Source organism: uncultured Fluviicola sp., assembly GCF_902168135.1.
In the GTDB taxonomy this organism is placed as follows: domain Bacteria; phylum Bacteroidota; class Bacteroidia; order Flavobacteriales_D; family Crocinitomicaceae; genus Fluviicola.
In genome coordinates, this window is the sequence record NZ_CABHOL010000026.1 from 12,389 (window position 1) to 31,277 (window position 18,889).

Sequence of the window (18,889 nt, forward strand, 5' to 3'; positions counted from 1 at the left end):
TTGTATATTTGCTATGAATTTCTTTAATCTTACAAGGATGCCTAAAATTAGGATTCCCCTAATAATTCCCACCCTTTTTCTTATCATGCTGAGTTTTTCATGCAGGACCGTCAAAAAAGTGGTATACTTCCAGAATTTAGAAAACGACAGCTTGGTTGTTTCTATGCCCAGTTTCACCCCGGTCTTTAAACAGGATGACTTTTTATCAATCATTGTAACCGGTGAAGATCTGGAAACGGCTAAAATATATAACCTTCCTGCAACCGTTGCAACAAACCAGGGATATACAATCGGAAACCCCGCTTTATATGGGTATTTGGTAAATTCCAAAGGAGAAATTTCCTTACCTGTTTTGGGGAAAATTAAGGCCGAAGGTAAAAGCAGAGTTGAGCTGGAAGAAGAAATTGTAGCTCTGTTAGAAGGCCATCTGAAAAATCCTACCGTACAGATCCAAATTTTGAACTTTAAAGTAACGGTCCTTGGTGATGTAAAATCACCTGGAACATTCAAAATTCCTAATGAAAGAATCACAGTTCTTGAGGCTATTGGACTTGCCGGTGACTTAAGAATGTCCGGAGAAAGAGAAAATATTAAAGTCATTCGTGATTCCAGCGGTGTTAAAAAAGAATACATGATCAATCTCACCACAAAAGATGTTTTCCGATCACCGGCGTATTACCTTCAACAGAATGATGTCGTTTATGTTCAGCCGAATGTTGCAGCCAGGTCAGAGGGTACATTTTGGAAAACAACAGGACCAATCTTTATTTCAATTACTTCTCTAGTAATAACCACAATTTCAATTATTGCCAGATAATGAACCAGGAAGAATCCGTTTATAAAGTTCGTGGAAACGAAGAAAATTCTGTATCCTTGAGAGAATTACTGGATAAATACTTCATTTATTGGAGGTGGCTGGTTTGCTCTGTGATAGTTTTCCTGTTTTTGGGCTGGATATATGCCCGTTACCAAACACCGAGTTACGAAAGTATTGCAACTGTTTTAATTGAACAGGAAAAAAATTCCGGAATGGCTTCCGAAGAAATCGGCATGCTAAAAGATCTTGGCTTAACAAGTGGTGGTGGTGTGTTGGAGGATGAAATTGAACTCTACAAATCACGTTCGTTGATGGAACGCGTAGTCCGCGATCTTCACCTGCACTGGAAATACCAGATCGTAGGTACTAAAACGGGCTTGGTGCGCTCTGAGTTGTATGAAACCAATCCTATCAGGATTCGCTCGGTTGAAGCCGACAGCCTATACTATGATAAGCATTATGAATTTGAAATCACACTGACTTCGAGGAGTGAATATACCATTACTGAAGGAAACGCATTGGTTGGCCAGAGTTATAAATATGGGGCCGTTCTTCAATTACCAACTGGAAATATAATATTGGAAAAAACCAATGATTTTAAATCCTTTTGGGTTGGACGTAGAATCCTCATCAATGTTTCTCCTGTTTCTGAGGTTGCAACAGAAATCCGTAAGAACCTGTTGGTAGAAGCTGCAAGTAAGGATGCCAATATTCTTGTCCTTAAAGTAAAAGGACATAACGTTGAAAAGAACAATGCTATTTTAAATAAGATCATTGCAGTCCACCAGGAAAATGCTATTAACAACAAGAACGAGGTCGTAAAGAATACCACAGCATTCATCAATGATCGCATGAAATTCATTGCAGCTGAACTTACGGATGTTGAAAAGAAAGGGGAAGATTATAAATCCGAGCACCATTTAGTAGATGTAACAACCGATGCCGCTACCTATCTTACGAAAGAGAGTGAAATAGAGAAAAAAGTGGTTGAGGCAAGTATCGAAATGAGCCTTGCAGATTTCATGAATGAAGTCATTTCCAGGCAAAATGGGTATGAACAACTCTTGCCGGCTAACCTGGGGTTCAAGGACCCGGCGGTAGTTGAAATGACCAATCAATACAATACCTTGGTTTTAGAGCGAAATCGTTTACGTGAAACCAGCGGAAATAAACATCCGGGGGTTGCCCGTATTGAGTCACAATTGTCGAGTTTACGTTCATCCTTGGAAAACAGTTTAAGGAACATGCGGAATTCTTCACAAATGGAACTCAAGAAACTGAAAAGTGAAGAGCAGATCTATCAATCTAAAATTTCGTCTATTCCTCAGTTTGAAAGGGAGTATCGGGATATATTTCGCCAACAGCAGATAAAGGAGAGTTTGTACCTGTTCCTTTTGCAGAAAAGAGAACAAAATGAGATTTCGTTGGCGGCAACCGTAGCGAATTCACGTGTCATTGATACGGCTTACAGCACCGGTATTCCCGTTGCCCCTAAAAAACCTTTGATCTACCTGATCTCCTTACTGCTTGGCCTCCTCATTCCTATCGGGATCATCTATTTGCGAACGTTATTGAATAACAAAATTGTTTCTCGTACCGACCTGGAAAATTCGGGATTGACCGTTGTAGGTGTAATTCCTGAAGAAAAGGATAAGGATAAGTTAATGGTCCTGAGCCATCCACAGTCCAGCATCTCGGAAGCTTTCAGAGTATTGAGGACCAATCTTTCTTTTGTAAGTTCCTCCGAAAATAAAGGATGCAAAGTTATCGGTATTACATCAAGTGTAAGTGGTGAAGGAAAATCTTTAACTTCAGTAAACATGGCATTTATGTTTGCCGCCGCCGGTAAAAAAGTGCTCTTAATGGGACTGGACTTAAGAAAGCCGCGGATCCATGAAATTCTGGAACTGAAAAAAATACCCGGCTTGTCAAATTATCTGGCGAATCAGGAGTTGAGAGCAGAAGAAATTGTCCTTACTCATGAATTTCAGGGTCAAACTATCAGTATTGTGCAGGCTGGAGATATTCCACCGAATCCAAGTGAGTTATTGATGAGCCACCGATTGGATGAACTCATTGAGAATTTACGTAAAGAATTTGATTATATTATTTTGGATAACGCTCCGGTTGGTCTGGTGATCGATGCAGTTAATACTAATCGTCTTACGGATGTGACACTTTATATCATTCGTTCGGGGATGATAGATAAGCGTTATCAGAGCCATATCGTAGAACTCAAAACCCAGGGAAAACTAAAGAATCTTTATGTCATGATGAATGCCGTGAAGAACAATTTAGGCGGAGGCTATTCCTATTCTTATTCTTATGGTTACGGAGAAAATACGGGCAAAAAAGTCTGGTGGAAACGCTTGTTTGGTATCGGTAAATAAGAGAGCACTGAAGATCGATCAATAATCCCCTAGTGCCAAAGGGGATTATTTTAATTTTTCATTATTCTTGTGCCGTAAAGCATCTCTGCCTGTTTTCTTTGCCAGGTTCTTTTCTAAAGCTTCTTCCAAATCCACCCCGGTTTGATTTGCCAGGCAAATCAATACAAAAAGCACGTCGGCTAATTCGTCTCCCAAATCCTTGCCTTTGTCACTCTCCTTTTCGCTTTGTTCACCATACCTTCGGGCAATGATACGGGCAACCTCCCCCACTTCCTCGGTAAGCATAGCCATATTTGTTAATTCGTTGAAATAACGAACTCCGACTTCTTTGATCCATTGATCTACTTTTCGCTGTGCTTCTGAAATTTCCATTATTCCCTGTTCTTTGAATCAATTAGTATAGTAACCGGTCCGTCATTTAACAATTCTACCTTCATATCTGCCCCGAAAGATCCGCATTGTACTGTTTTGCCCAGGGCGATTTCTGATTTCCGGATAAACATCTCATACAATGGAATTGCCTCTTCGGGCCGGGCTGCTGCAATAAAACCGGGTCTATTTCCTTTTTTTGTCGATGCATGCAAAGTAAATTGGCTAACCACAAGCAGATCGCCCTGAATATCCTGCAGAGAACAATTCATTTTCCCTTCTTCGTCGGAAAATATACGCATTTGCAATGTTTTCGGTACCAACCAATCCACATCTTCTTCCGAATCCGATTGTTCAATCCCCAGAAGAACCAATAAACCCTTTCCTATTCGGCCGATGATTTGATTTTCTACCGTAACACTTGCATTTGAAACCCGTTGAATGACTAGTCGCATGATCAAATATAGGGATTGTCGGATAATTTGTATTTAGCATATGAGGAAAGTTTTAACAACCCTATTTTTCAATATCTGAACATCGCTATATAGCGATATTCAAATTTTTCTATTTCCGGATGTTTTCCTATTCCAATCCCCGCTTATTCCTACGATGCACATCTTCGTCATCACCATTCATCAACTGCAGATAGGTAAAATAACGGCTTTCATAGATTTCACCGTTTTTAACAGCTTCCTTAACAGCACAAGCCGGTTCATTCAAATGCTGACAGTTGTGGAACTTACATTGGCCTATCAATTCACGCATTTCGGGAAAGTAATGTGAAATAACCTCTTTATCCAAATCTACAATTCCAAAAGCACGGATTCCGGGTGTATCAATAATAAACCCACCTGATTGCAGCGGGTGCATTTCTGCGAAGGTGGTGGTATGCTGCCCTTGATGATGAGCGGATGAAATCTCTCCTACCCGAAGATCCAGGTTAGGATCCAGTGCATTTACCAAAGTACTTTTCCCGGTTCCCGAATGTCCGGCGATCATGACCTGGTGGTCCTTAATCTCTTCTCTCAGGAAGTCGATGTCTTTTTCATTGGTTGCTGAGATTGCATGACAGGGATAACCGACCGATTCGTACATAAACATAATCGCTTTCAGATCAAGTAAACCTTCATCATCCAGCAAATCCACTTTATTAAATATCAGGGTTGTTGGTATACGGAAAGATTCAGCGGCAACCAGGAAGCGGTCAATAAACACAAAATGCGTTTCAGGATATTTCAATGTAACCATCAGGTAAGCACGGTCAATGTTGGCTGCCAGGATGTGCATCTGCTTACTCAAATTCGTGCTCTTACGAACAATATAGTTTTCACGAAGTTCGTAATCCACAATTACCCGCTTTCCTTCCTCATCGCTTTTCGGATCTAAAATCACGATATCTCCGACTGCAATCGGGTTGGTTGTTTTTAATCCTTCCAGTTTCAGCCTTCCGCGGACTCTGCATTCCACAACTTCACCGGCAGGCATTAATACCTGGTACCACTTTCCTGTTGACTTTAAAACCCTTCCACGAAGATTATCACTCATACCACAAAATTACCGAAAGGTATTGTAACCGCAAAGAGTGACAAAGAGTGAAAAGGTTCTGCAAAATGAAACATTCCCTCTTTCATTACCTCAAAGAGAAGGAGAACGTATAATTAACGATTCAAAAATCTTTGCGCTCTTGCATTCTTTGCGGTGAAATTTTATACTATAACCCTTCTCTTTATACTTTGCGTTACTCAAAACCAACGTTATTCCATTCCCATTCGTTATCTTCGCAGCAAAGTTTTTAGTATGTCGATTGAAGTAAAAAACCTTTCCAAATATTACGGGGAACAAGCAGCGGTGAATGATATTACTTTTTCAGTTGGGAAAGGTGAGATCATTGGTTTCTTAGGGCCTAACGGAGCAGGTAAATCAACGACCATGAAAATGATTACCGGTTTCATTCCTGCAACCCAGGGAGAAATCAGTGTTTGCGGTATTCCCGTTTCTGTAGATTCTATTGAAACCAGAAAGCGCATCGGTTATCTTCCGGAAAACAACCCTTTGTACCTGGATATGTATGTAAAGGAATACCTTGAATTTGTCGGGAAGATTTACAAAGTGAAAAACCTGAAAGAACGGGTAAAGGAAATGATCAAATTGGTAGGTTTGGAAGTAGAGCAGAACAAAAAGATCGGCATGCTTTCCAAAGGTTACCGTCAGCGTGTGGGACTTGCACAGGCAATCATCCACAATCCGGATGTATTGATCCTGGATGAACCTACTTCCGGTTTGGACCCGAACCAATTGGTGGAGATCCGTGAGTTGATCAGACGTATCGGGAAGGAAAAAACCGTTATGCTTTCTACCCACATTTTGCAGGAAGTAGAAGCGATTTGTGACCGCGTTGTCATTATTCGTCAGGGTAAACTGGTTGCTGACAACTTAGCTTCAAACTTACAAGTTGAAACTGATACACAAGTTGTTTACGCAGAATTCGACGGCACAGTTTCAAAGAACCTGCTTCAAAAAATCCCGGGGGTTTCCAAAATCGAACGCATCTCCGATTCCAGGTACCTCATCGAGAGCCAGTCTGTGGATGATCTGCGAAAAACGGTTGCTCAATTCGCTCAGAAAAACAACCTGCTTGTTCTGACATTGAGAACCGAAGAGAAATCACTCGAAGAAGTCTTCAAGTCATTGACGAAATAAAGTTTATTCAATCTTTTAATAGCTAAAGAGCCTCAATTGAAGCCCTTTTCCATTTCCTATATTCTAATCTACTCGTTATCCGGAGCCAAAAACCTATAAAGAAGTCCGGCCATAATTGCCCCGGCTATCGGAGCAACCCAAAACAACCACAGCTGTTCAAAAGCCCAGCCTTGTACAAATAGTGCCTGACTAGTGCTTCTTGCAGGATTTACGGAAGTATTTGTAACCGGAATACTGATCAAATGGATTAATGTTAATCCCAAACCAATTGCAATTCCGGCAAAACCGGCTGATGCTCTTTTGTGTGTTGCTCCTAAAATAATAATCAAAAAAATGAAGGTCATTACCACTTCGGTAATCAATGCCGATTGCATGTTATAACCGTCAGGAGAATGTTCACCATAGCCATTTGCTGCAAATCCCCCCAATTCAAACCCCGATTTTCCGCTTGCAATCAGATACAGGATTCCCGCTCCGGCAATTCCTCCCAGCACTTGTGAAGCAATGTATGGAAATACATCTTTGGTCTCAAACCTTCCACCGACCCACAATCCAATTGTAACCGCCGGATTCAGATGACAGCCAGAAATATGACCAATTGCATAAGCCATTGTCAATACAGTTAAACCAAAAGCAATGGAAACTCCTACAAATCCAATTCCAAGTTCAGGATACCCGGCTGCTAAAACAGCACTTCCGCAACCTCCCAGCACCAACCAAAAGGTTCCGATAAATTCAGCAATTAATTTTTTCATAAATAGCGTTTATAGTTAAAAACCTTATCTCACCATAAGATAAATCAAACTAAATATAACCTTATTATCCAGAAAAACAACTAATTCAGATGATTACCGGTTTCTCTCCGCGTATCTTACAAACAGCAATGACCTGTTCATAGTGTCAAAAGAAATATTACTCGTGTTCTTTGTGCTAAAGTGGTTATTTTCACCACGAAGCACATAGATTATAGAGTTCATTCATCCAATTAATTGAAAAGAGTTGTTCTCTTAGTCCGTATCAGGAATAACATGCTCCTGTTTTTCGCCCAAAATGCGTTTTGCCAGGTAATGCATCACATAGATCAATGGTGTAAGGCAAACTGCTATCAGTAATTTGGTCAGATAACCGGTGATCGCTAAAACCAAGACCATTTTCAACGGGTAAGCTCCGGAAAGATATAAACCGATGATTGCAACGATAAATGAATCGACCAATTGAGAAACAACCGTTGAACCCGTACTGCGCAGCCAGATCATTTTTCCTTTGGTAAGTTTATTGAAAAAATGGAAGAGCTGAACATCCAGCAATTGCGAAACAATAAATGCCGTTATACTTCCAACCATGATCCATAATGAACCACCGAATGCTTTAGCAAATTCCTTGTCTGAAAGCCAGGAACCTTCGGCGGTAGGAAGTTGAACCGCACAATAAACGACAATGAAACAAAAAGCAATTAATGCAGTTGTAATCCAGCTCAACCTGCGAACGGCTTGTTTACCGAAATATTCGTTCATGACATCGGTCAACAAGAAAACTACCGGCCACGGAACAATCCCGGCAATCATTGGAGCCAGGTAAGGCCCCATGTAAACCAGCTTTGCAGAAATCAATTCAGCAACGATGGCACTGGTGATGAAAACTCCGGCCATCACCATAAATGCTATTTCTTTTCGTGTTTGAAGCATGGTCGAAGATACTATATTTTAGGGCTTTCACGATCCCAATCATGGAAACTTCGATCGAAAAGAGGAATAATCCCTATTTTTGCGCCAATAAATAACAACCCCGAAAAAAAAGACGCATGAAAAAGAATGTCATTGAAGAGTTAAGATGGAGAGGGATGATCCAGGATATCATGCCCGGTTTGGAAGAACAACTGCTTAAAGAAATGACATCCGGGTATGTGGGCTTTGATCCTACTTCAGATTCTTTGCACGTTGGGAACCTGCTTCCTATCATGTTATTGAAACACTTCCAATTGGCCGGTCACAAACCATACGCATTAGTGGGTGGGGCCACTGGAATGGTAGGAGATCCATCGGGGAAATCTGCAGAGCGCAATTTGCTGGACGAAAAAACGCTGAATCACAATGTTGCTTCTGTTCAAAATCAATTACGTAAATTCCTCGATTTTGAAGAAGGGGAAAACAAAGCAGAACTGGTCAATAATTACGATTGGATGAGGCATTTCTCCTTCCTGGAATTTATCCGGGACGTTGGAAAACACATTACCGTAAATTATATGAGCGCGAAGGATTCGGTAAAAAAACGCATCGAAACAGGGATTTCATTTACGGAATTCTCATACCAGTTGATCCAGGGTTATGACTTTCTGCATTTGTACCGGACAAACAACGTAAAAGTACAGTTCGGGGGATCGGACCAGTGGGGAAATATCACAACAGGAACAGAATTAGTACGGAGAATTGCAGGCGGGGAAGCTTATGCATTTACTTGTCCGCTATTGACAAAGGCTGATGGTGGAAAATTCGGGAAAACAGAATCCGGAACAGTTTGGCTGGACCCGGAAAAAACAAGTCCTTATGCGTTCTATCAGTTCTGGCTGAATGCAACAGACGCTGATGCTGTTAAACTGATCCGCTTCTACACTCTGAAGTCAAAGGAGGAAATAGAAGCTATTGAAAAAGAACACAACGAAGCACCTCACCTGCGTGCGTTACAAAAAGCAATTGCAGAAGAAGTGACTATTCGCGTCCATGGAAAAGAAGCTCTGGAAATGGCGATCGCTGCTTCCAATATATTATTCGGTAAATCAACTTCGGAAGATTTAAAAAAATTATCTAACGATACGTTCCTAAGCATTTTTGATGGTGTTCCAATGGCAACAATTAAACGCTCAGAATTGAATGAAGGAATTAGTATTGTTGACCTATTATCAGCAAAAACGGGATTCCTGGCATCCAACGGCGAAGCAAAACGCGAATTAAAAGCCAATGCTATTTCTTTGAACAAGGACAAGGTTAGCGAAGGAACACTGGTTGGCCCAAGTGATCTGATTAACGAAAAATTCATCCTTTTAGGAAAAGGAAAGAAGAATAATTACATCGTAATTGTAGAATAAAGAACCGATTTGAAAAATGGGCACGTAAGTAAGGGCGTGCCCATAAAAATGTTATTCCTTATTGAAAATCGGAATCGAAATAACCACTTTGGTCCCTTTGGGATTTCCGGCCTCATCTGTAAGATGTTCAACTACAAAATCAAACTCGGTATTGTATTTTTCTTTGAATAGACTTAAACGTTCCGACGTAATCTGCATACCATACGATTTATGCTCTGAATGGAGTCTGCCTGGTTCATTAGAATCGTAGCCTGTTCCATTATCCGTCACCTCAACTACCAGTCTATTCTCTGCCAGCTCTTTAAAATTCACTTCCAGTTTTCCGGCAATCTCCAAGCCTTTAAATCCATGAATAATTGCGTTTTCCACAAATGGCTGTATCAACATCGGAGGAATAAATTTTTGGAGCTCGGTATGCGTCAGTGAAACGATAATCTCAAAATCAAAGCGGTCTTTGAAACGCATTTTTTCAAGTGCTATATACTTGGTTAAAACATCTATTTCCTGGCGGATTGTTACCTCGCTTTCGCGTGAGTTATTCAAAGTCATACGAATCAACTGTGAAAGCATCTGCAGGTATTTCTCAGCCAGGTCATTTTCATTGTAAACCAAAAAACTTTGAATCGAATTCAGGGAATTAAATATAAAATGCGGATTCATTTGTGCCAAAAGGGCTTTTTGTTCCAGTTTTTCAATTTGACGCTTATACTTTCGCTGGCGGTTAATCTGAACTGCCCTGATTCTGAAAAGTACAAACGCCAGTAAAAAACTGCTCAATACCAGGAACAGGTAAAACCAGAATGTCTCGACAAATTTGGGCTGCTTATTCAGCGTTAAAATTCCATATGGTTTTTGCCAAATACCATTATCACTCAAGTATGACAATTCCAAATGATACTCTCCGGAGGTCAAATCATAAAAATCAATGCTTCCGGAATTACCGTATGTCCATTTATCCGCTTCAGAAAGCCTATACTTGTATTTTTGGCTTCCCAAACTCTTATAATTCGTTGAACGCAATTCGATATGGATCATTTTAGAGCCACTGGAAACTTCTACGTAAGTCGTTTTCGGATAAAAAATATTTCCATCTATATTCAACTCCTTTACGGAAACCTGTTTTCTCAAAGGATTCAACAGAAAACCCAAATCTTCCGGAAACTTTGAAATCCCTTTTTTTGTGGCCAGGTAAACGACTTCTCCATCCAGGCAAATGTAATTCACTTCATTGGTTGCCAAACCATTAACACTTAATATATTGTGGATTCTGACGTATTTATTTCCCAGAAAAAACAGCTTCGACACACCGCTGTTTGTGGCAACCCAGCATGTATTCCCGTTTTTATCGATCTGTATCTTGTTGATCTGATCACTCAACAAACCATTTGCGACGGTAATATGATGAATAATTTTTCCATTTTTAAAAACGTATATCCCTTCACCTCTCGTACCAATGACCAAACCAAGCTCTTTGGAATACCTGACACAGGAAACGCGGTTACCTCTAATTTCCATTGGAAACATGGAATTATCGACAATGTTATTTTTTTTCAAACAAAACAACCCTTTGGCATTGCCCACAAAGATTTCCCCTTTATCGGAAGAACAAACCGTTTCAAAAAAATGATGCAGGTTCTTGTTGTATTTTATGGAGGCAAAATAATCATAGAGTGTATCAAGTCGGCGTGTTCTTTTATTAATACGCACTACAAACGATGAACAAATAAGCACACTAGTATCATTCTCATTGAAACTGTCGTAATAATTCGGAACAAACCAATACTTTTCACCGCTCAAATCAACCGGGACATTTTTTTTGATTTTTGACACCAATAACACTTTACCAAGGCGCGAAATAACATTCCTTGAAATATGGTTAGACCTTAAAAGCGGATAATGATCTCTCAAACGGAAAACTCCCATATGGTTCGAGTAAAAAATATCCTTATCAGCATCCACTTCAATATGGGTAACATCCACTTCTCTGGAATTCTCAAAAACAGACAGGTTCTTCACAATGGAGTTCGGCATATAAACAATTCCCTTGTCAAGTGTTGAAAACCACATCCCTTTTTCCCTGTCCTTTAGTACCGCTGAAACCCTGAAGCCCTGAAGAAGATGCTTCCTGGGCGCACGTGCAAGTCCGTATTTCGGTACGTTCTTCAATTTGTATGTTCCGTTTACCGTCGTAATCCACAAATCGTTTTTTACAGGAAAAAAACCGGTAGTTCCCGGAAAGTGAAGCGTTGTTCCCGGATGGTCCACATCGTAAAAACAGTCTTGTACGCGCATAACCCTTACCCCGTTTACGGTTTTTAGCTCCGTGAGGTAATTCTGCATGGTAGTAGTATAGGCTTTTTTGTTCTGCGTCCGAAGATCCAATTTCCCATTTTTCCGGATGGTCGCTTTAAATATATCTCCCCGAAGTTTGGTCATTAGAATATCGAAAGTAGAGAGATAAGTTCCATTAATGAGATTAAATGTTAAAGGTTCTCCTCTATAAGTTGAGGAATGTGCTCTTCCCTTCGAATCGATCTTTAAAATGCCGTTATTCCCGGAACTGAAATACACATTGTCTTTTTCATCGACACAAAACGTTTTATGCGGGTATAAATTATTGCCAATGTAGTCAGCTATTAAATGATTGTATTTGTACTTGATTACTTTATGTCGTTCGATATCATAATAACTCAGTAAACCGTTATAACTAACAAACCAGATTCTTCCTTTATAGTCTTCGTAAATCCAGAAAATAACATTGTCAGGAAGTCCGTTCCTGGTGGTCAACACTTCCATGTGAAAGCCGTCATATTTTACCACCCCGCGGTCCGTACAGAACCAAATATATCCCTCACGACTTTGATGTACAAAATAGGTTTCCGAACTGGGTAACCCTTCTTTAATGGAAAATAATCTGTAAGCTGGTTCCCAGTTTGTTTGAGCACCTAAAACACTTACACTAAAGAATGTCAGCAAGATTGTGATATATCGCTTCAATCTCATGCTTATCCCCCTATTTTTACAAACAATTCCTCCGGATATCGGATATCAACCAAAAACAACCCTTTTGCCGGAACAGATAACTTTGCTTCTCCTCTGTCCTTAGAAGCAATGATTTGCGAGAGGCCCGCTTTATCCAGGTTACCATAACCGACTTCCAGCAAGGTCCCGACCACAGCTCGAACCATGTTTCTTAGAAAACGATCTGCACTTATTTCCAGATACCAGGAAGTTTCCGATACCTGGTTCCATTTCACCTGTGAAACTGTGCAAATATTCGTTTTTACATCCGTATGCAATTTAGAAAATGAGGTAAAGTCCTGCTTGCCCAACAGCAGTTGGGCAGCCTGGTTCATGGCATCAAAATCAATAGTTGGTCCCAGGTGATAACTATCCTGCAGAAAGGCATTTTTTTGCTGATGAATAAAGTAATGATAGGTTCGCAAAGAAGCCGAAAAACGAGCGTGAAATTCATCGGAAACCTTTTGAGCTGAAAAAATTGCTATATCATCCGGAAGCATCTTGTTTAGCTTATAGACTAATTGATTCGTATCCAGTTCCCTGTCTGCATCAAAATGCAAGACATAATAAGATGCATGAACCCCGGTATCGGTTCTCCCGCAGCCAACTACAGAAACGGGCTTATTTCCCATTAATTGGGATAAGCGCCTTTCAATTTCTTCCTGAACAGAAGAGGCATTTGGCTGGACCTGCCAGCCGTGATAGTTCGTTCCGCGATAAGCGAGTTCCAGAGCATATCGAAATGTCATCCGACAAAGTTAATCAATTCGTTTGCTTCACAGTGAGTCTGCCCTACCTACACAATTCTTAACATTAAAATAATCCGGCTGGTATTAATTAATTATTTCGTAACACAGCAGTAATTATAAAGGAAAGTTACAAGGATACTTTTGCCTCGAACATTAACAACGAGCACAATGCAAGCGAGTAAGGGACAAACCATACTTTTAGTGGATGACGAAAAAGATATCCTGGAATTTTTGCAGTATAATCTGGAGCGGGAGGGGTATAAAGTATTTGTTGCCAACGATGGGCTCGAAGGAGTCGAAATGGCTCAAAAAGTTTCTCCGGACCTGATCCTGATGGATGTCATGATGCCGAGAATGGATGGAATTGAAGCCTGCCAGACAATTCGCCAGGATCTTCAGCTAAATTCACCTTTAATTGCCTTCCTGACTTCAAGAGCAGAAGACTATTCACAAGTTGCGGGGTTTGAAGCCGGAGCGGATGATTATATCACCAAACCGATCAGACCGCGTTTATTGGTTTCCAAAGTAGAAGCTTTACTCAGAAGAGCCGGACGAATCACCGGAACTGAAGCTGAAATCAAAACTTCCTCAATAACGGTTAATCGCGAGAAATTCCTGGTATTCATGAATGATGAAGAAATTCAGCTTCCGAAAAAGGAGTTTGAACTGATCGAATTATTGGCTTCAAGACCGGGAAAAGTATTTACACGTGAACAAATCCTGACAACTGTTTGGGGTGACGAAACAATCGTCGGTGAAAGGACCATCGATGTTCATATCAGAAAATTGAGAGAGAAACTAGGAGAATCGTATATTCGTACCATTAAAGGTGTTGGTTATACATTTTCTGAAAAGTGAAAAAATTAAATCCGTTTACCATTGTTCTTTTAGGAAGCAGTATTGTAGCAGCAGCTTTAGTACTCATACTTCTGATTGTCCATTTCTTTCATCCAATTCCGGCAATAGCCTTTATTTCCATCGTTCTTTTTGGTTCACTGGCAACATTTGCCGCGTTTTATTACCTGTTCAGGGAATTCATCTATAATCGGCTGCGTATTCTGTACCGCTCTATCCGCAAAGGAAAACTGGTTCCCGACGAAAAGCTTTACATAAACATGTCCAAAGATATTATCGGTAAAGCAGAAACGGATTCTAAGCAATGGAGTGACCAGCGAAAATCAGAAATCACTCAACTGCAGGAACAGGACAAATTCAGGCGTGAATTTATCGGGAACCTGGCACACGAATTAAAAACTCCCGTATTTTCCATTCAGGGTTACGTATTAACCTTGCTGGAAGGTGGATTGGAAGACGAGAAAGTGAACCGGATGTTTTTGGAACGCGCTTCGAAAGCTATCGACCGGATGACGAATATCCTGAATGACCTGGACGAATTGACCAAATTGGAAGTAAACGATCTTAAAATGGACCTTCGTCCCTTTGATCTGAAAGAATTGGCCAAAGAAGTGATGGACGGTCTCGAACTACGCTCGCAGGAAAAACACATCAAACTACGCTTCGCAAAAGAGTACAACAAAGAGATCATGGTACGCGCTGACCGCGGAAAAATTGCCCAGGTTTTGACAAATCTGATCAGCAACTCTATTTCTTACGGAAATGAGAACGGGGAAACACAAATCCGTTTTTACGAAGTCGACGATTTGGTTTCAGTAGAAATCTCGGATAACGGTCCGGGAATCGAACCGCATGAATTGCCGCGCTTATTCGAACGATTTTACCGTGTTGAAAAAAGCCGTAACCGAAATGAAGGCGGATCCGGACTAGGTCTTTCCATCGTAAAGCATATCCTTGACTCACACAACCAAACGATTTCTGTACGAAGCACCATTGGTGTTGGGAGTACTTTTACTTTCTCTCTGGATAAATTTGAAGGGACTTCTTCTACGCTGGTAACTTCGCGGGGGATTACGATCAAATAATTGACGCTTCGGCATTTCTACTCCGCTCAATGACCAAAGTGAAATATATCTTATTATCTTATAAATTGACTTGAAAAGGCGACTGAGTAGAGTCGAAGTCCATCTTCAATTCAGCAAGGTATTCCTGCTCCAGCTGCCCCGGGGTAGGTATCAGTACCGCTTTCTTTTTCAAAACCTGTAAATCCATGAGGGTCGAATAACCATTCCGGGAAATAAGCGTTTCTGCTGAAGCTATTTCCGCATCAGCGCGCGTCCAATCGGTAATGACAGTTACATGCTGAGGAATCTCAGAATAGATTCTCGGGGTAATCAGCGTTAAATGCTCTTCTCCATACTGTTCCAGTATCCAATGAAAGAACTGCTCCGAATAAGGCTCCGGACCGCTGACAATTCCCACCATTTTTCCGGGAACAAGGGAAATCTCCCGGTTCTGAAAGCGCGAATAAAATCCGATATAACTTGATTTTGGAACAGTCTCACTCAATACTCCCGCAAGGCGTTTGTGTTCCTCATCCATGATCCAGATCTCCGAAAACCGCTTCATCCACTTGCGGTGAATCCATTGCGCTATCCAGCCGGCTTTCGGCGGTAAAAAAACCTGGTGTGTAATGAAAACAGATTTAATCGTTGTAGCACGGAAACCGTAACAATGGTCCGACAGAACCAATGAAATATGAAACTCATCGACCAGTTTATCTACTTGTTTTTGTTCTTGTTTGACTGCACGGGAAAAACGCCATGCATTGCGCCGCATTTCCGAAGTAAAATTGCCATTCCCTTTAAAGCGGAACTGAAATCCCTCAATCACGATATATGTTGCAGTAATTCCGTAGTTGGAAAAAATTGCTTTTTGAGCTGAATTACAACAAATAAACAATTCGTTTTCCTGACCGGACAACTGCTTTAATAAAGAAATCGATCTGGCCGTATGTCCGTATCCCCAATTGAGGCAGGCAAATAATATGCGCTCTTGTGACAATCTGACCGGATGCATACTCTCTATTGACTTCGTTTCAGATTGATCGGAGCAGCTTTAGAAAGCACGTAAGGGAAATTTTCCTCCACGTAGGAACTCGGATCCAATCCGAATTCGTTCTTTTCTGATAAAGCACGTCCTTTGATGAAGAAATACATATTCATAATCAGCTTATGGAACCAAGGCAATTCATTGTCATTCGATAAAAACTTACGAATTACGATAAATTTAAAATCCCCGATATGATCACTATGATGATACTCACAAGCATACCGCGACTTGATTTCAATCTCTCCGTTCTGCACCAATTCTTCCACAACCTGCTTGAACATCATGTCCAGTTTCGGCTGAATGCGGAATCCTAATTTGAAATCGATACGGATCAAATCATTTTCATCATGCTTCGTTACTTTGTATTCCTTCGTGTATGGTTCATCCGATGTAATCACATGCACAAACCAATAACGCTCCGCACGCTTGGGCTGCTGCTCAAGGATCGAATAAAACACTTTTGACTCCACTTCATCAACACGTTCTGCACTCGTCAGGTAAACCAGGTGCGTTGCGTATGTCGGGATCTGGTCATCCACAGATAATTTTCGAAGAATGGGCAGATAGCTTTTGATCTTTACAAAATCAATGATGCTGTTACGAATGATCTTACTTTTGAAAATAACATACATCACGGCAATCAACAAAGATGCAATCATCAAAGTAATGTAACCTCCTTCCGGAAATTTCTCGATTTGTGCAACAGCAAATCCTCCTTCAATAACCAGGAAAACAGCAATCATTGAATACCTAAAAATCGGGTTCCAGTGCTTTCTGGCCATATAGAAGATCAGCAACACAGAGGTACTGATCATCGCCAGCACAATGGACAATCCATAAGCGGCCTCCATATTCTCAGATTTTCGGAAAATCCATACGACTCCCAAACATCCGAACATCAGGAACCAGTTGATTGAAGGGATGTATAATTGACCTTTGATATCTGAAGGGAAATTCACTTTTACACGCGGCCAGAGATTTAATCGAATTGCCTCATTGATCAGCGTAAATGAACCAGAGATAAGTGCTTGAGAAGCCACAATTGCAGCTGCGGTTGCAATAATAATTGCCGGCAGTTTGAATCCTTCCGGAATAATCATGTAAAAGGGGTTTTCTTCGTTGATGAACTCGTTGGAGTGCTTGCTTAGCAAGTATGCACCTTGCCCAAAATAATTCAAAATCAACATGCTTTTTACAAAAATCCAACTTACACGGATATTTTCCTTTCCACAATGTCCCAAATCGGAATACAAAGCCTCTGCTCCTGTTGTACAAAGGAATACTGCCCCCAACAACCAGAATCCATTCGGATAATGAGTCAATAAATCATACGCATAATAGGGATTCAAGGCTTTCAAAATTGAAAAATCATTGCACAATGAGTAAACACCTACGGTTCCGAGCATGAGGAACCAAATCATCATGACCGGCCCGAAAGCACGACCGATAAATTTTGTTCCGAACTGTTGGATCACAAAAATCAATACAATCACTGCCACTACAATCGGTGTAATGGGAATATCCTTCATAGAAGGAATATAAGATAGCCCTTCAATTGCAGAAGAAACGGAAATTGGCGGTGTAATGATCCCATCGGCTAATAGAGCTGCTCCCCCTATCATTGCAGGAATCACCAACCATTTACGTTGTCTTCGAACCAATGTATACAAGGAAAAAATCCCTCCTTCCCCTTTGTTGTCAGCACGAAGTGTAATGATAACGTATTTGATGGTTGTTTGTAAGGTCAGTGTCCAGAATATACAGGACAATGCTCCCAGGATCAGCTGATCAGTAATTAATTTTCCTTGCTCGATCAAGTGCCCTTGTGCGTCGCGAACCGGTTCTGCATTGGTGATTGCTTTTAATACATAAAGTGGCGAAGTTCCGATATCCCCGAAAATAATTCCCACTGTGATGATCAATCCCGCGAATGAAAGCGCGTGATGATGGCTTTTTGACATAAGGCGTAAAATTAAACCATAAAGGTACATATTGATAAAATGACTTGCTACGATTTGATGAAAAATCCGCAAAAAACTTTTAGAGATTGTGTACTTTTGCACTGATTTATGGGAAAGAATAAACTGAGACGCTTTGCGGAAATGAAATTGTGGGATAATGTGTTTGAACCGACGTTGGAACCCAATCCGCAGGACGCCTTTCCGCTGAAGGGAAAATGGCACCAAGATTACTTTAAGAACTCCAATCCTATTGTGTTGGAATTAGGCTGTGGAAAAGGAGAATATTCCGTCGGGCTGGCGAGACATTATCCAAACAAGAATTTCATCGGTGTCGACATCAAAGGTTCCCGCATGTTCGTAGGAGCTAAAGAAGCTTTGGATGAAAAGCTCGAAAATGTTGCTTTCCTTAGAACCAAAATTGATTTCATCGATTCGTATTTCGAGCCGAATGAAGTAGACGAAATTTGGTTGACCTTCTCAGATCCTCAGCCTTTGAAACCCAGAAAAAGATTGACTTCGGAACAATTCATCGCGCGCTACAGACGCATTTTGAAACCGGGCGGGATTGTTCATCTCAAAACAGATTCCACCCTCTTATTCCAATCTACAGAAGAGCAAATCCAGGAACACAATTATGACCTGATCGAGTCCACATGGGATTTGTACCAGTCCATGCCGGAAGATTTAGATCCGACCATTCGTGAAATCCTGCATATTAAAACACATTATGAACAGTTGTTTACCGCAAAAGGTTCGGTGATCAAGTATTGCTCGTTTAAAATCAATTAAAATAAACCTGATAAAATACGTAGGGGCGAAAAATTTTTCGCCCC

16 protein-coding genes are annotated in these 18,889 nt (G+C 40.8%); 7 read left to right on the forward strand and 9 right to left on the reverse strand.

Features of this window, described 5'->3' with window-relative positions; genetic code table 11:
- The first annotated feature begins 13 nt into the window (after window positions 1-13).
- Both QZT69_RS11030 and QZT69_RS11035 read left to right on the forward strand, forming a co-directional pair.
- Window positions 14-817, forward strand: coding sequence for a polysaccharide biosynthesis/export family protein (locus QZT69_RS11030; RefSeq protein WP_294674047.1), 804 nt, complete (start codon window positions 14-16; stop codon window positions 815-817).
- Window positions 817-3,207 carry a tyrosine-protein kinase gene (locus QZT69_RS11035; protein WP_294674050.1) on the forward strand — a complete coding sequence of 797 codons (2,391 nt, stop codon included), beginning with the start codon at window positions 817-819 and terminating at the stop codon, window positions 3,205-3,207. The genes QZT69_RS11030 and QZT69_RS11035 overlap by 1 nt, the downstream gene beginning before the upstream one ends.
- A 45-nt stretch (window positions 3,208-3,252) precedes the next feature.
- Here QZT69_RS11035 and QZT69_RS11040 read toward each other — a convergent pair whose 3' ends face one another.
- The 3 genes from QZT69_RS11040 to rsgA all read right to left on the reverse strand — a co-directional run bounded on the left by QZT69_RS11040 (window position 3,253) and on the right by rsgA (window position 5,121).
- Window positions 3,253-3,579 (reverse strand): nucleotide pyrophosphohydrolase, encoded by a 327-nt coding sequence (locus QZT69_RS11040; protein ID WP_294674054.1) that lies wholly within the window; start codon window positions 3,577-3,579, stop codon window positions 3,253-3,255.
- Window positions 3,579-4,031: a D-aminoacyl-tRNA deacylase gene (gene dtd, locus QZT69_RS11045; RefSeq protein WP_294674056.1), complete on the reverse strand. Its 453-nt coding sequence runs from the start codon at window positions 4,029-4,031 to the stop codon at window positions 3,579-3,581. Before dtd ends, QZT69_RS11040 begins: the two co-directional genes overlap by 1 nt.
- A gap of 127 nt (window positions 4,032-4,158) precedes the next feature.
- Window positions 4,159-5,121 (reverse strand): ribosome small subunit-dependent GTPase A, encoded by a 963-nt coding sequence (rsgA, locus tag QZT69_RS11050; RefSeq protein WP_294674058.1) that lies wholly within the window; start codon window positions 5,119-5,121, stop codon window positions 4,159-4,161.
- Between the two features lie 252 nt (window positions 5,122-5,373).
- Here rsgA and gldA point away from each other — a divergent pair, with 252 nt between their 5' ends.
- On the forward strand, window positions 5,374-6,276 hold the full coding sequence (gene gldA, locus QZT69_RS11055) for a gliding motility-associated ABC transporter ATP-binding subunit GldA (protein ID WP_294674061.1): 903 nt from the start codon (window positions 5,374-5,376) through the stop codon (window positions 6,274-6,276).
- Between the two features lie 68 nt (window positions 6,277-6,344).
- Here gldA and aqpZ read toward each other — a convergent pair whose 3' ends face one another.
- Together aqpZ and QZT69_RS11065 are read right to left on the reverse strand one after the other, a co-directional pair.
- Window positions 6,345-7,031, reverse strand: a complete 687-nt coding sequence (aqpZ, locus tag QZT69_RS11060; protein WP_294674063.1) for an aquaporin Z — start codon at window positions 7,029-7,031, stop codon at window positions 6,345-6,347.
- 252 nt (window positions 7,032-7,283) lie between these two features.
- Entirely contained in the window at window positions 7,284-7,961 is a 678-nt protein-coding gene (locus tag QZT69_RS11065; RefSeq protein WP_294674065.1) for a queuosine precursor transporter, read from the reverse strand.
- A gap of 116 nt (window positions 7,962-8,077) precedes the next feature.
- Here QZT69_RS11065 and tyrS point away from each other — a divergent pair, with 116 nt between their 5' ends.
- Window positions 8,078-9,358: a tyrosine--tRNA ligase gene (gene tyrS, locus QZT69_RS11070; protein ID WP_294674068.1), complete on the forward strand. Its 1,281-nt coding sequence runs from the start codon at window positions 8,078-8,080 to the stop codon at window positions 9,356-9,358.
- Window positions 9,359-9,409: 51 nt separating this feature from the next.
- On the opposite strand, the gene QZT69_RS11075 is transcribed toward tyrS, so the two are convergent.
- Both QZT69_RS11075 and truA read right to left on the reverse strand, forming a co-directional pair.
- On the reverse strand, window positions 9,410-12,361 hold the full coding sequence (locus QZT69_RS11075; protein WP_294674069.1) for a histidine kinase: 2,952 nt from the start codon (window positions 12,359-12,361) through the stop codon (window positions 9,410-9,412).
- A 2-nt stretch (window positions 12,362-12,363) separates the two neighbouring features.
- Window positions 12,364-13,128, reverse strand: a complete 765-nt coding sequence (gene truA / locus QZT69_RS11080) for a tRNA pseudouridine(38-40) synthase TruA (protein WP_294674071.1) — start codon at window positions 13,126-13,128, stop codon at window positions 12,364-12,366.
- Window positions 13,129-13,296: 168 nt separating this feature from the next.
- Between truA and QZT69_RS11085 the strand changes: the two genes are divergently transcribed.
- Both QZT69_RS11085 and QZT69_RS11090 read left to right on the forward strand, forming a co-directional pair.
- On the forward strand, window positions 13,297-13,986 hold the full coding sequence (locus tag QZT69_RS11085) for a response regulator transcription factor (RefSeq protein WP_294674073.1): 690 nt from the start codon (window positions 13,297-13,299) through the stop codon (window positions 13,984-13,986).
- The gene (locus QZT69_RS11090; RefSeq protein ID WP_294674075.1) at window positions 13,983-15,068 is read left to right on the forward strand and encodes an ATP-binding protein; all 1,086 of its coding nucleotides are present in this window, start codon (window positions 13,983-13,985) and stop codon (window positions 15,066-15,068) included. Before QZT69_RS11085 ends, QZT69_RS11090 begins: the two co-directional genes overlap by 4 nt.
- Before the next feature lie 58 nt (window positions 15,069-15,126).
- Here QZT69_RS11090 and QZT69_RS11095 read toward each other — a convergent pair whose 3' ends face one another.
- Together QZT69_RS11095 and QZT69_RS11100 are read right to left on the reverse strand one after the other, a co-directional pair.
- Window positions 15,127-16,062: a glycosyltransferase gene (locus QZT69_RS11095; protein ID WP_294674077.1), complete on the reverse strand. Its 936-nt coding sequence runs from the start codon at window positions 16,060-16,062 to the stop codon at window positions 15,127-15,129.
- A gap of 5 nt (window positions 16,063-16,067) precedes the next feature.
- Complete coding sequence (locus QZT69_RS11100; RefSeq protein ID WP_294674079.1) at window positions 16,068-18,056, reverse strand: KUP/HAK/KT family potassium transporter; 1,989 nt, start codon at window positions 18,054-18,056, stop codon at window positions 16,068-16,070.
- 108 nt (window positions 18,057-18,164) lie between these two features.
- On the opposite strand from QZT69_RS11100, the gene trmB reads away from it, so the two are divergent.
- Complete coding sequence (trmB, locus tag QZT69_RS11105; protein WP_294674081.1) at window positions 18,165-18,845, forward strand: tRNA (guanosine(46)-N7)-methyltransferase TrmB; 681 nt, start codon at window positions 18,165-18,167, stop codon at window positions 18,843-18,845.
- Window positions 18,846-18,889: the final 44 nt, after the last annotated feature.